Here is a 12,499-nt window from a genome sequence, read left to right as displayed (position 1 = left end):
GCCCCAGTGCAGAGCCATATCGGCGGGACGCCTGCGACCGCGTGGGGATCCGCTGTCAGCCTTGTCAGCGGGCCGGCGTTCCCACAGCCGCGGGTGGCCGGCAATCGTCGGGGATGTCTTCGCCGGGTGTGATCAGCGGCACCACCGCCGCCAGCGGCGCGACCAGCGCCAGCGCGGCGGCGGCGCCTGCCCTGGCCGCCAGCGGGCCGCTTTCGGCGCCGATCAGCGGATGGCTGAAGCTGCCCTTGACCGTCAGCGGCGAACGCAGCGACAGCACGCGCAGCCGCTTGGTGTGCGGGCGGATGACCAGGTCCAGCGCCTCGCGCGCCAGGTCGACGCGGCCGCCGACCTCGATCAGCGCGTCTTCGGTATTGACCGCAAACCGTTTCATGTCGGCCTGGCCGCCCGCGATCCGCACGTCGGCGACGGCGCAATGCAGGCGCACCTGCTTGTCCTTGTAGAAACGGGCGAACACGGCATCGGCCAGGTTCAGGCCGGCCGCCTCCAGGATGAACTGGCTGATCGAACCTTCGCTGACTTCGGCCTGCAGCTTGCCGTCGGCCGTGCCGAGCATGTCGGCGATCGAGTTGCCGGCGCCGCTGAGCTCGGCGCTGCCGTTGATGCGGCCAAAGCTGGCTTGCATCGCGGCCAGCTCCGGGAACAGCCGTTTCACCTGCAGGCCCTGGGCATCGAGCCGCAGCCGGGAGCGGATCTTGTCCTGCCGGCCGTCCAGCACCAGCGATCCCTCCGCCTTGCCGCCGGCCATCGAGAAGCGCAGGGGATCGAAGCTGAGCACCTTGTCCTTGAGCCGGATCTCGGCGGCGGGGTCTTGCCAGACCAGCTTGGGCAGCAGCGCGAACTGCTCGCCGGAAAAACTGATCTCCGCGTCCAGCGCGCCCCAGCGACCGGGCTCGAAGGCGTGCGCGGGCAGCAGCTTGTCGGCACGCTTGCGTTCGCCCTTCGCGCTGTCGTTGGCGGGGACGATATCGGCCATGCGCATCAGCCGCGAGCGCACCGTGGTGCGCAGCCGCGGCTGGCCCTGGCCCAGCAGGTACTGCGCGTCGCCGGCGAAATCGCTTTGCCCCACCGTTCCGGTGAAGCGCTGGTAGCGCCAGTCCCACAGCGCCGGCTTGCCGCCTTCACGGATGATGGCGAGCTGGCCTTGCGTCCTGAACGGTTGGGATTGCGGCAGCAGCACGCCGGTGGCGGGATAGAGGTCGGCCAGCGTGGCGCCGTCCAGGCTCAGCTTGAGATCGGCGCGCGCCAGCCGGTGCGGATTGCTCAGGGTGCCGTCGATGGCCGCATGCACGCGGCCGACCTGCCCTTCGGCGCGCAGCGGATACAGCGCGCCGTCGTTGAGCAGATCCAGCAAGGCGCCGCCCTGCCCGGCCGCCTTTACCTCGGCCTCCTTGTAACGGCCGGACAGCCGAGCCGAGATGGCCAGGTCCGGGGTGTCGTTCTTGAGTACGCCTTGCGGGGTGCCGGGCAGCGGGGAAATGTCGAAGGCCAGGTCCATGTCCAGCGGCAGGTCCACATAGCGCAGCCGGGCGCGGTCGAACTCAAGGCGGTGGATGTCGTAGCTCCAGGCCGGCTCTTCGCTTTGCGAGAAGCGCCAGTTCTTGCGCCGGTCGGAGTCGCGCTCCATTACCACCACGGCGCCGCTCAGACGCAGGTCGGTGATCAGCCAGTGCTTGCGCAGCAGCGGCAGCGGCGAAAAGCTGACGTCGATTGCATCGACGCTGGCCAGCAAGGGGCCGCTGCGGGCCCAGGCGGCGTTGCCCACGGCCACCTTGCCCGCGGTCAGGCGCAGGCGCGGCAGCAGGCGCGTAGCGCGGGATTCGCTGTCGGGGCCGCGGCTCCAGCCCAGCGCGATATCGCCTTCCACCCATACCGGGCGTTCCAGCACCGCCGACAGCCGCGCCACGATCCAGGGCTTGGCCAGGTTCCAGTCGAACCAGGCCACGGCCGCGGCCGCAACCAGCACCAGCGCCGCCAACGCGGCCAGCATCCATCCCAGCACCATCAGCGGCAACCGCAGCCGACCTCGCATCCACGCCTCCGTATTGGTTCTCCTTGTTGTCATTGTCCGCGATTTATTTGCATGGGGCGCGGACGCTTCAAGCTCAACATGAAGAGTATCGGGGCGCGGCGCGACTGCGCCTATAGGCGCAGCGGCAATTCGCCTGTAAGCCTTGCGGAAACGACTAACGGCCGGCCGGGTTCAGCGGGTGCCCAGGACGTACTCAGGGGGCATTCACGCGCACCACCAGCTTGCCTAGGTTCTTGCCCTGCAACAGACCGATGAAGGCTTGCGGGGCGTTCTCCAGGCCGGGGACCACGTCTTCGGGCAGCCTGATGCTGCCGTCGGCGACCCAGGCGGCCATGTCGCGCCGGAAGGCGTCGAAGCGCGTGGCGTAGTGGTCGAGGATGATGAAGCCCTGCATGCGGATGCGCCTGGACAGCACCGTCGCCATCCAGCCCGGCAGCCGGTCAGGACCGGGCGCGGCCTTGTCGTTGTAATGGGCGATGAAGCCGCATACCGGCACGCGGGCGTTGAGGTTGAGCAGCGGATGGACGGCGTCGAAGACCGCTCCGCCCACGCTCTCAAAGTAGACGTCGATACCGTCCGGGCAGGCGGCGGCCAGCTTGTCGGCCAGTTGCGGGTCACGGTGGTCGAGACAGGCGTCGAATCCCAATTGCTCGACCGCATAGCGGCATTTGTCGGGGCCGCCGGCGATGCCGACCACGCGCGCGCCCTTCAGTCTTGCGATCTGCCCGACCACTGCGCCGACCGCGCCGGTGGCGGCGCCCACCACGACCGTTTCACCGGTGCGGGGCGCGCCGATGTCGAGCAGCCCAACATAGGCGGTGAAACCCGGCATGCCCAGCCCGCCCAGCGCCAGCGAGGGCTGCGCGAGGTCGCCGGCCGGCAGCAGGCCGCTGCCGTCGGACAGCGCGTAGTCCTGCCAGCCGGCGCCGGCCACCACCAGATCGCCCTCCTTGTATTGCGCATGGCGCGACTGCAGCACGCGGCTGACGGTGCCGCCGACCATGACGGCGCCCAGCGCCACCGGATCGGCATAGCCGGGGCCGACCTCTTCCATCAGGTTGCGCATGTAGGGATCGAGCGAGAGCCATTCTGTGCGCAGCAGCAGCTCACCCGGTCCCGGGGCCGGGAGCGGCGCTTGTTCCAGCCGGAAGTCGCTGGTCTGCGGCAGGCCGCGCGGACGTGCGGCGAGGACGATCTTGCGGTTGATGGTCATGATGTCTCCGTGCGGATGCGATGCGCTCAGGCCTTGGCCGTGCGCGGGCCGTAACGCAGGGTCAGCAAGGTGCCCAGCGTGAGCGTGACGGTGGCGAAGACGGTGCCGCCCAGCGCGCCCACCTGGTCCACCAGCAGGCCGCCGCCGATGGCGCCGCTGGCGATGGCGACTTGGAACGCCGCCACCAGCAGGCCGCCCGCGCCCTCGGCGTGGTCCGGCGCGGCGCGCACGATCCAGGTCTGGAAACCGACCGGGAAGGCGCCGAAGGCGAAGCCCCACAGCGCAATCGATACCGCCGCCACCGTGGCCGAGGAGCCCGCGGCCCACAGCGTGGCCGCCAGCAGCGCGATCAGCGCGCCGCCGGCCACGATGGCCCAGCGCTCGCTGCGTTCGGCGATGAAGCCGCCGGCGAAGTTGCCGAAGAAGCCGCCCACGCCGTAGCCCAGCAGCACCGCCGAGATGGCCGAGACCGACAAGTGCGTGACGTGCTCCATCAGCGGACGGATATAGGTGAAGCCCGCGAAGTGCCCGGAAATCACCAGCAGCACCGCCAGCAGCGCTACGCGCACGTCGCCGCGGCCCAGCAGATGGAACAGCACGGCCAGGCTGGGGTTGTCCTTGGGCGGCAATTTGGGGATGGCGAACACCTGCGTGACCAGCGTGATCACGCTGACCACGCCGGCCGCCACGAAGGCGCTGCGCCAACCCCACAGGTTGCCCATGTAGGCGCCGATGGGCGCCGCGCACACGGTGGCGATCGACACCCCGGCCAGGATCACCGACATGGCGCGGGCGAACACGTTTTCCGGCACCATGCGCATGGCCAGCGCCGCCGCCATCGACCAGAAGCCGCCCAGCGCCACGCCCAGCATGACGCGCGACACCAGCAGCACCGGCAGGCTGGTGGCGGCCACCGCCAGCGCGTTGGAGACGATCAGCAACAGCGTGAGCGCGATGATCACGCGCTTGCGGTCGAAGTTGCGGGTGATCACCGGAATGGTCGGCGCGGCGATGGCGCCGACGATGGCGGTGGCCGTCACCGCCTGCCCGGCCGCGCCGTCGGTCACGCCGAGGTCGGTGGACATGGCGGTCAGCAGGCTGGCCGGCAGGAACTCGGCCGTGACCAGGCCGAACACGCCCAGCGCCAGGCTGGCGATGCCGCCCCAGTTGGCGTGGACAGGCTGGGCGCCGGCCGGGGAAATGGTTTGCGAGCCGGCCGGGCCGGCGGTGGAAGCTTCAAGCATGAGGTTTCTCTGTGAGGATCAAAAATGATCGAAATTGGGGAGTTGTGGCAGTGTAGGATGACAGGCCTGGACTTTCCATGCCTGTAACGCTTATTCTCATGACTATTCGTCCAAATCTGCGGGCGACGCCCTGAATGTGAGCCACCGGAGCCGGCCATGACCGCCAACGACTTTCGCAACATCCCTAATATCCCCAAGGTGCCGGACATGCCCGACACCCTCACCGAAATCCTGCTCGGCCTGCGCCTGGACGGCGTGGAGTATGGCCGCTGCGTGATGCGCGAGCCGTGGGCGATCGCCTTCCATCCCAAGCCGGAGGCCAGCTTCCATTTCGTCGCCCAGGGCGGCTGCTGGATGCGCACGCAATCGACCGACTGGATCCAGCTCAATCCGGGCGACGCCCTGCTGCTGCCGCGCAGCACCTTCCATGTGCTGGCCAGCTCGCCGGATGTGCCCTGCGTGGATATCGAGGCGCTGGCGAAGAAGCCGGTCTCGGAAAACCTTTACCTGGTCAACGGCACCGGCGCCGACAGCCTGCTCGGCGACGAGGCCGCGCCGCCGTCGCAGGTGCTGTTCTGCGGCTCGATGCGCTTTAACCTCGACCCGCTGCATCCGTTGCTGGCGATGATGCCCGACGTCATGCGCGCCTGCGACCTCGGCCAGCGCGACCCGGCGGTGCTGGCCATGCTGGAGGCGATGGAGCGCGAGATCGCGCTCAACCGCATCGGCGCCTGCGGCATCCTGGCGCGCCTGGCCGACGTGCTGGCGGCGAGCATCATCCGCGCCTGGGTCGAATGCGCCTGCGCCGACGCCACCGGCTGGATCGCCGCGGTGCGCTGCCCGCAGATCGGCCGGGTGCTGGCCGCCGTGCACAACCAGCCCGAGCGCGAATGGTCGGTGGCCGAGCTGGCCGAGGTGATGGGCGCCTCGCGCTCCAGCTTCATCGAGAAGTTCTCCAATACGGTCGGCGAGACGCCGGCCAAGTATGTGGCGCGCGTGAAGATGTTCCAGGCGCGCCACTGGATCGCGCGCGAAGGCATGCGCGTGGCGGTGGTGGCCAACCGGCTGGGCTACGATTCGGAGGCCTCCTTCAGCCGCGCCTTCAAACGCATCATCGGCCATCCGCCCAGCGAGGCGCGTGCGGCCTGAGCGTACGCAGGCGACGCCGTTTTGAGGCGTCGCCAGCAGGAATCCCCGCAAATCGGCACAATAGCCACCTTTGCGCTCCTGCCGTCCCCCTTTCCATGAGCCCCACCCCCAAGCATCCGCCCAACCATCCACGGTTCCTGCTGTTCCTGATCTGCGCCTTTGCCTCGGCCGGCCAGCTCGCGATCGACATCTACGTCCCCGCGCTGCCGACCATGGCGCACTTCTACCAGACCTCGCCGCAGGCCATCCAGTCCAGCGTGACCGGCTACCTGATCGCCTATGCCTTCGGCCAGCTGGTGTTCGGTCCGCTGGCCGACGCCTACGGCCGCAAGCGCATCCTGCAGCTGGGACTGGGCATGTTCACCGTCGGCTGCGTGCTGTCGCTGGCGGCCACCAACCTGGAGACCTTCGTCGCCGCGCGGGTGCTGCAGGGCTTCGGCATTGCCGCCACCAACCTGCTGGCCAAGGCCATCATCACCGACTCCTTCACCGGCATGGTGCTGGTGCACGCCTATACCTACATGGCCATCGCCTGGGGCCTGGCCCCGATCATCGCGCCGGTGATCGGCGCGCACCTGCAGGAAGCCTTCGGCTGGCGCTCCTGCCTGGTGTTCCTGCTGGTGTATTCGTTCGGCATGTGGGCGGTGCTGTGGCGCTACCGCGAGACGCTGGCGCAGCCGGTGCACCTGCATCCCAAGACCCTGCTCAAGAACGCGCGCATGGTGCTTTCCAGCCCGGTGTTCCAGAGCTGTTTCCTGGCGCAGGGCCTGTGCTACAGCATCCTCCTGGTGTTCAACATCGTGGCGCCGTTCATGGTGCAGAACACGCTGCACCAGCCGCCGACCTTCTTCGGCTACCTGGCGCTGGCCATCGGCATGATGTATTTCCTGGGCGGGATCTCCAACCGCATCCACCATCCGCGCCTGCCCACGGCCGAGCAGCGCCTGCGCATCGGCGCGCGCGTGATGACCGCCGCCGCCTTCGCCATGCTGGGGCTGGCCCTGGCCATCGGCCTGACGGTCTGGACGCTGACCGCGCCGGTGCTGGTGATGGCGTTCTGCGCCGGCGCCATGTACCCGACGCTGATGGCCAAGGGCAACTCCATCTTCCCGCATATCGCCGGGCTGACCAGCGCCATCCTGGGTTTTGCGCTGCTGCTGGTGTCGGCGGCGATGATGGGCCTGGCCGGCTTCGTCTCCATCCACAGCCTGACGCCGCTGGCGGCGTTTTTCTGCATCGTCGGCGTGACCGTGATCGTGATGGTCGGCAAGCTGCTGCATCACCTGAAGACGCCGGCGCCGGCGGCGCATCCGGTGGTTGCCGAAGCGGCTGCGGAACGTCGCTGAAGCGCCGCTTGCGTGCGCCCGGAAAGGCCGCTTCTGCGGCCTTTTTTGCATGCGTTCGCCGGGCGTTGCCGGCGCGATACATAATGCTCCCGCGCCATGATAAATGGCGTAAATACGGGGCTTGCGGGGCGTTTACGGGTGGCTTTCAGGGGCCAAAGCGGGCACAATTACCGCCTGGAAATTTGCGCTTTCGGGAAATATTTTTGAGGGAAAATACCCCGGAAGAATGTTGTCAGACCGGCACATCAGAAAAATCCTGATATCCGGTCAACTGTGTGGGGAATAGGATGGCGCCATCACATCAACGTTGGCCATCCTACACGAGGGAAAAATGAACGTCTTTCAGTCTTTGATGCACTACGGTTCCTACGCTCTGGCTTTCTACGCGCTGTACGTCGTCGCAGGTTCGCTGGCATTCGGTTACTACATCTGGCGCCGCGTCTACAGCGGCTCGGCAAGCAAGACCGTCTCGATCTCGCGCGACCTGCGCGACTCCGATTCGCACGCCGGCTAAGCGGCAATCCCAGCGCCCCGACCTGTACCGCCGACGGCCACGGCCGGTTCGGGCGCCTGCTCTACCGACAATTGGCCGCCGTGGTTTCATGTCTTTTATTCACGATCAAAAAATCTTGAATGAAATGAAACATTGAAAGTCCTGTCCCCGTGACATGGCGCCCAATTGAAAGGGCCGGATTCTTGCGAGTCCGGCCCTTTTTGTTTGCCTGCGGCGCTGCCGGCCTCAATGCGGCAGGCCCAGGTTGCGGTTGGCCGGCACCGCCACATCCATCAGGCGCGGCGGCGGCAGGTTCAGGTTGTTCATCAGCTGCACGAAATCTTCCAGCGAACGGTTCGACAGGCGGCTGTTGTTGCGCTTTTCCCAACCGATGGTCGACACCGAACGGCCCTTGTAGTCGTGCGCCGGCCACAGCATGGTCGGCTCCGGCAGCGTGAACAGGCGCTCGGTGACGCTGTGGTACAGGGCTTCGGCGCTGCCGCTCTGGAAATCGGTGCGGCCGCAGCCGTCGATGAGCAGCGTGTCGCCCGAAAACAGGTTGCCGCGCCACAGGTAGCAGACGCTGCCGGCGGTATGGCCGGGCGTGTGGATCACATGGATCTCCTCGGAGGCGTCGAAACGCAGCACGTCGCCGTGGTTCAGCTGCACCTCCGCCGGCGCGATGCCGCAGCCGCTGGGCGCGGCGGTCTTGGCGCCGGTCAGCTGGCGCAGGCGGCCGGCCGAGGTGACGTGGTCGGCGTGATTATGGGTCTCCAGCACATAGGCCAGGCGCAGGCCCAGGCGCTCCAGGTGCGCCAGGTCGCGCTCGCAATGCTTGTCGACCGGGTCGATCAGCACCGCTTCGCCGTCGGCGGCGAGGATGTAGGTATAGGTGCTCGACTCGGAATCGAAGAGCTGGATGGGCAGGAAATTCATAGGACCTCCGGGCGCGCCGGTGAGACAGACTGGGGAAGCGCCCAGCATAACGCTTTCCGGCCCGTCAGAACAGCTCCTGCTGAGGTGAGGTGACGGCAGCGAAGCTGTCGCCCACGAAGGCCAGGATGGCGTCGGCCACCGGCGCCAGCTGGCGCTCCAGGTAATGCGCGTAATCGATGGCGGCGCTGCGCTTTTCCAGCGGCTCGGGGCCGGCGGTGGTCATCACGTAGTTGATCCAGCCGCCCTGCTGGTATTGCAGTGGCCGGCCGTCTTCGCGGTTGACCTCGTCGGCCACGCGCGCCGCGCGCACGTGCGGCGGCACGTTCTTTTCATAGTGATCGAGCTGGCGCCGCAGGCGCTTGCGGTAGACCAGCTGGTCGTCCAGCTTGCCGCCCAGGAGGTCGGCCACATAGCCGGCGATGTAGTCGCGGTAGGGTTCCTTGCGGAAGATGCGCAGGTAGAGCTCCTGCTGGAACTGCTGGGCCAGCGGCGTCCAGTCGGTGCGCACCGTTTCCAGCCCCTTGTAGGTGACCTTGTCCTCGCCTTCGGGCGTGCGCACGTAGCCGGCGTAACGCTTCTTGCTGCCGACGTCGGCGCCGCGCACGCTGGGCATCAGGAAGCGCTGGTAATGCACCTCGAACTGCAGCTCCAGGGCGCTGTCGAGCCGGTACTGCTCGCGCAGGTGGTCACGCCACCAGGCATTGATCCGCTGCACCAGCGCCAGGCCGATGGCGCGCGCCTGCTCATCGTCGTGCGCGCGCTTGAGCCAGACGAAGGTCGAGTCGGTGTCGCCGTAGATGACTTCATAGCCCTGCTCCTCGATCAGCTCGCGGGTGCGGTGCATGATCTCGTGCCCGCGCCGGGTGATCGACGAGGCCAGGCGCGAGTCGAAGAAGCGGCAGACGGTCGAGCCCAGCACCCCGTAGAAGGAGTTCATGATGATCTTCAGCGCCTGCTGCAGCGGCTTGTTGCCGCGCCGCTTGGCGGCCTCCCGCTCCTGCCAGATCTGTTCGATGATGGACGGCAGGCTGTGGCTGCGGCGCGAGAAGCGCGCGCCGTTGAAGCCGGGGACGGTGTCCTGCTCGGGCTCGTTCTGCGTGCCGTCCACCAGCCCGACCGGATCGATCAGGAAGCTGCGGATGATGCTCGGATACAGGCTCTTGTAGTCCAGCACGATCACCGAGTCGTACAGCCCCGAGCGCGAATCCATCACGAAACCGCCCGGGCTGGCGATCGCCTCGGCGTCGCCGAGGTTGGGCGCCACATAGCCCTTGCGGTGCATCTGCGGCATGTAGAGATGGGTGAAGGCGGCCACCGAACCGCCGCTGCGGTCGGCCGCCAGCCCGGTCACCGCGGCGCGCTCGAGCAGGAACTCGAGAATCTCGGTCCTGGCGAAGATGCGCGTGACCAGTTCACAGTCCTTGAGGTTGTAGGTGGCCAGCGCCGCGCGGTCCTCGGCGAACATGCGGTCGATCTCGTCCATGCGCTGGTAAGGCGTGGCGATCGCCTTGCCCTCGCCCAGCAGCGACTGCGCGACGTTTTCCAGGCTGAAGGACGGGAAATTCCAGAACGCCTGACGCAGGCTCTCGATGCCGTCGATCACCAGCCGCCCCGGCGCGCTCACCAGCAGGTGGTTGGCCCGGAAGCCGTGCTCGCGCCACTCCAGCGGCTTGCCGGCGCGGCCCAGGCGCAGCGGCGTCTTGTATTTGTCGGCCTGTTTTTGCAGTACGTTGAGGTCGAACTGGATCAGGTTCCAGCCGATGATGGCATCGGGGTCGTGGCGCGCCATCCAGTCGTTGAGCGCCTCGATCAGGGCCTTGCGGTCGGCGCAGAAATGCAGCGCGAAATCGACCGCATCGACCGCGCCGCTGGCCGGCGCCAGCGCGTAGACGGTGCGCTGGCCGCAGCCTTCGATGGCGATGGAATAGAGCTCGCCGTGCCAGCTGGTCTCGATGTCCAGCGAAGCCAGCCGCAGCGCCGGCCGGTAGCCTTCGATCGGGCGGATGCGCGCCTCTTCGAGCACACCGTCGGCGCCGGGGGTGCCGTGGAACGCCAGCGGGGCGTTGATGAACCGCTCCATCAGGTAGCGCTCGGGCGGACGCACATCGGCCTCGAACACCGGAATGCCGGCCTCCAGCAGCTGTTTCTCTTTCTTGAGCAGCTTACGGTACTGCCAGGCATACAGGCCCATCACCGGGCGCTGGCTGAAGTCCTTCAGATTGTCGAGCGGGCGCAATTCGAAGGAAGCATCGTTGCCTAGCAGCGCCGCCGCGCGTTCGCGTTCGGCCTGCGGGATGAAGGCCACCGCCTGCTGCGGCGGCAGGCGCAGGCATTGCGGCCCGTCGTCGGTGGCCAGCCAGATCTCGATCTCGACGCCGGCGGGCGTGTCGCGCCAGTGGCGGCTGAGGATGAAACCCCGTCGCTCGCCTTCGCGCAATTGATCTTCTTTTCCGCCGCCTTGCATACCCTCTTCCATTTCGCTCATCCGCGCGCATCGCCGCGCAGAGACGCGATTTTACTTGGACGGCGAACGCCGCGCCGACCGTGATTGTAAAGAGTTCCGAACACGCTTTTTCACCTGCAAAGATTTTTTCAAAAAGACCTCTCTTCTTGTCGTTTTACGTTGTCGCGCCCGGTGCGATGCTTGAGCCCATCGCATCATCGCACCACAGGAGGAGACCATGTCAGCAGCCATCCATCGACATCCGCCGGTCGCCTCCCTTTCCTGATCCGGCCTTCCCGTACAACTTTCCCGACCGTCGCCATGAAGACTTCATTCCTGCGCGCAGCACTGGCTGCGCAATGCCTGATCGCGTCCGCGCCCCTGTTCGCCGCCAGCTTCGATTGCGCCCGGGCGGGCTCGGCCAACGAGAAGACCATCTGTGCCGACCCCGAGCTCTCTGCGCTGGACGACAGGCTGGGCAAGGCCTATCGCCAGGCCCGCCTGCGCGCCGCCGACCGCCGCGCGTTCAGCGCCGACTCGGACAAGCAATGGCGCTGGCGCGAACAGAACTGCCATGACCGCGCCTGCCTGCTGGACTGGTACCGACGCCGGGAAGGCGAACTCCAGGCGCTGGCGCAGGGCTCGATCGACCAGGCCGCAAGCCTGCCCGCCCGCGCCACCAGGGCGAGCCTGCCGGCGGCGGCAGTCATGCCGTCCGCGGCGCCGACGCCAGCACCCGCACCTGCGCTGGCAGCCGTGATCCCCGCGCTGGCCACGCCGGCCAACGGCGCCGTGCCGCTGCGACTGAACCTGAGCGCCTCCCAGGTGGCCGGCATCGCGCCGGCCGGCGCGGCTCCCTGGCCGCACTATGTGCGCGTCGACCAGGGCGAATATTTCTACGAAGACCCGCAGGGCGGCGCCAGGGGCAAGCTGGTCGCGGCGCGCTACTACGGCATCGAGAACGGCCAGTACATCATCGAAGTCAATCGCGGCAGCGACGTGCTGCGCTACACCTGCAGCGCCGACTGCGCCTATATCGGCCAGCTGGCGCTGCCCGGCGACGTCGAGAAGGACATGGTCATCGTCAGGAACGACCGCAACTCGCTGCCCTCCATCATCGTCAACGACGCCGTCAACGGCCTGCTGGCGCAGTCGCGCGTGCGCTGATCCGTTCATCGGGTCAGCCGCCCGGGTTGGTCCGCCACGCCGCGTTGTCCTACATGAGCTTGCGGCGGCGGACGACATCTTTTCATGCGCCGCCGCCGCATACTCCGCACAGCTGTCAATGCATCCGGACCCCCACTGCGCTGGCGAGAGAACAACATGAAGAAGATCGAATTCGACGGTTACCTGCTGGTTTATCTGGCCGACAACATCGGCGGCCTCTGGAAAGGCTCCTTCGCCGTCCTCAAGGGACGCACCGAAATCACCCGCGGCTCGCTGCCGCTGTCGGCTGGCTCGGAAGAAGCCGTACAGGCCGAGATCCTGGCGGCGGCGCGCCGCTGTACCGGGCCCCGCCTGGCGGCCTGAAGCGCCGGCACGCATTCCTCCCTTCGCCCGCCCTGCTTCGCCCCCTGCCCCGTTTCCGGGCGCAGGACTACAATCCCCGAATAAATATTCAAACC

At 67.4% G+C, this 12,499-nt stretch carries 10 protein-coding genes; 5 read left to right on the top strand and 5 right to left on the bottom strand.

Translation table 11 applies throughout. From position 1 onward, the window contains the following. Positions 1–64: 64 nt before the first annotated feature. From CEJ42_RS00635 to CEJ42_RS00625, 3 genes are all read right to left on the bottom strand, one after another. Positions 65–2,050, bottom strand: a complete 1,986-nt coding sequence (locus CEJ42_RS00635; protein WP_243397746.1) for an AsmA family protein — start codon at positions 2,048–2,050, stop codon at positions 65–67. 193 nt (positions 2,051–2,243) lie between these two features. Beyond that, positions 2,244–3,263, bottom strand: coding sequence for an NADP-dependent oxidoreductase (locus tag CEJ42_RS00630; RefSeq protein ID WP_088749744.1), 1,020 nt, complete (start codon positions 3,261–3,263; stop codon positions 2,244–2,246). Between the two features lie 26 nt (positions 3,264–3,289). Continuing rightward, positions 3,290–4,507 (bottom strand): MFS transporter, encoded by a 1,218-nt coding sequence (locus tag CEJ42_RS00625; RefSeq protein WP_088749743.1) that lies wholly within the window; start codon positions 4,505–4,507, stop codon positions 3,290–3,292. Between the two features lie 156 nt (positions 4,508–4,663). Between CEJ42_RS00625 and CEJ42_RS00620 the strand changes: the two genes are divergently transcribed. The 3 genes from CEJ42_RS00620 (at position 4,664) to CEJ42_RS00610 (ending at position 7,516) form a co-directional block, all read left to right on the top strand. Beyond that, positions 4,664–5,656: an AraC family transcriptional regulator gene (locus CEJ42_RS00620; RefSeq protein ID WP_202818602.1), complete on the top strand. Its 993-nt coding sequence runs from the start codon at positions 4,664–4,666 to the stop codon at positions 5,654–5,656. Between the two features lie 95 nt (positions 5,657–5,751). Further along, complete coding sequence (locus CEJ42_RS00615; RefSeq protein WP_079214931.1) at positions 5,752–7,002, top strand: multidrug effflux MFS transporter; 1,251 nt, start codon at positions 5,752–5,754, stop codon at positions 7,000–7,002. Between the two features lie 331 nt (positions 7,003–7,333). Further along, entirely contained in the window at positions 7,334–7,516 is a 183-nt protein-coding gene (locus CEJ42_RS00610) for a hypothetical protein (RefSeq protein WP_079214930.1), read from the top strand. Positions 7,517–7,741: 225 nt separating this feature from the next. On the opposite strand, the gene CEJ42_RS00605 is transcribed toward CEJ42_RS00610, so the two are convergent. Continuing rightward, the gene (locus tag CEJ42_RS00605; protein WP_088749742.1) at positions 7,742–8,431 is read right to left on the bottom strand and encodes an MBL fold metallo-hydrolase; all 690 of its coding nucleotides are present in this window, start codon (positions 8,429–8,431) and stop codon (positions 7,742–7,744) included. A 64-nt stretch (positions 8,432–8,495) separates the two neighbouring features. Next, positions 8,496–10,907: a DNA polymerase II gene (locus tag CEJ42_RS00600; RefSeq protein ID WP_243397779.1), complete on the bottom strand. Its 2,412-nt coding sequence runs from the start codon at positions 10,905–10,907 to the stop codon at positions 8,496–8,498. Positions 10,908–11,195: 288 nt separating this feature from the next. Between CEJ42_RS00600 and CEJ42_RS00595 the strand changes: the two genes are divergently transcribed. Beyond that, positions 11,196–12,041 carry a lysozyme inhibitor LprI family protein gene (locus CEJ42_RS00595; protein WP_088749740.1) on the top strand — a complete coding sequence of 282 codons (846 nt, stop codon included), beginning with the start codon at positions 11,196–11,198 and terminating at the stop codon, positions 12,039–12,041. A 156-nt stretch (positions 12,042–12,197) separates the two neighbouring features. After that, complete coding sequence (locus tag CEJ42_RS00590) at positions 12,198–12,404, top strand: hypothetical protein (protein ID WP_079214926.1); 207 nt, start codon at positions 12,198–12,200, stop codon at positions 12,402–12,404. Positions 12,405–12,499: the final 95 nt, after the last annotated feature.

Origin of the sequence: Herbaspirillum robiniae (genome assembly GCF_002213415.1) — a bacterium.
Lineage (GTDB): Bacteria > Pseudomonadota > Gammaproteobacteria > Burkholderiales > Burkholderiaceae_D > Herbaspirillum > Herbaspirillum robiniae.
Note: the sequence above shows the minus strand (reverse complement) of the source record. Positions and strands in the feature narration are given on the sequence as shown.

Coding starts and splice junctions, on each gene's coding strand:
- CEJ42_RS00600 (WP_243397779.1), bottom strand. CDS start 10,907: ATGGAAGAGGGTATGCAAGGCGGCGGAAAAGAAGATCAATTGCGCGAA.
- CEJ42_RS00605 (WP_088749742.1), bottom strand. CDS start 8,431: ATGAATTTCCTGCCCATCCAGCTCTTCGATTCCGAGTCGAGCACCTAT.
- CEJ42_RS00625 (WP_088749743.1), bottom strand. CDS start 4,507: ATGCTTGAAGCTTCCACCGCCGGCCCGGCCGGCTCGCAAACCATTTCC.
- CEJ42_RS00615 (WP_079214931.1), top strand. CDS start 5,752: ATGAGCCCCACCCCCAAGCATCCGCCCAACCATCCACGGTTCCTGCTG.
- CEJ42_RS00635 (WP_243397746.1), bottom strand. CDS start 2,050: ATGCGAGGTCGGCTGCGGTTGCCGCTGATGGTGCTGGGATGGATGCTG.
- CEJ42_RS00620 (WP_202818602.1), top strand. CDS start 4,664: ATGACCGCCAACGACTTTCGCAACATCCCTAATATCCCCAAGGTGCCG.
- CEJ42_RS00595 (WP_088749740.1), top strand. CDS start 11,196: ATGAAGACTTCATTCCTGCGCGCAGCACTGGCTGCGCAATGCCTGATC.
- CEJ42_RS00590 (WP_079214926.1), top strand. CDS start 12,198: ATGAAGAAGATCGAATTCGACGGTTACCTGCTGGTTTATCTGGCCGAC.
- CEJ42_RS00610 (WP_079214930.1), top strand. CDS start 7,334: ATGAACGTCTTTCAGTCTTTGATGCACTACGGTTCCTACGCTCTGGCT.
- CEJ42_RS00630 (WP_088749744.1), bottom strand. CDS start 3,263: ATGACCATCAACCGCAAGATCGTCCTCGCCGCACGTCCGCGCGGCCTG.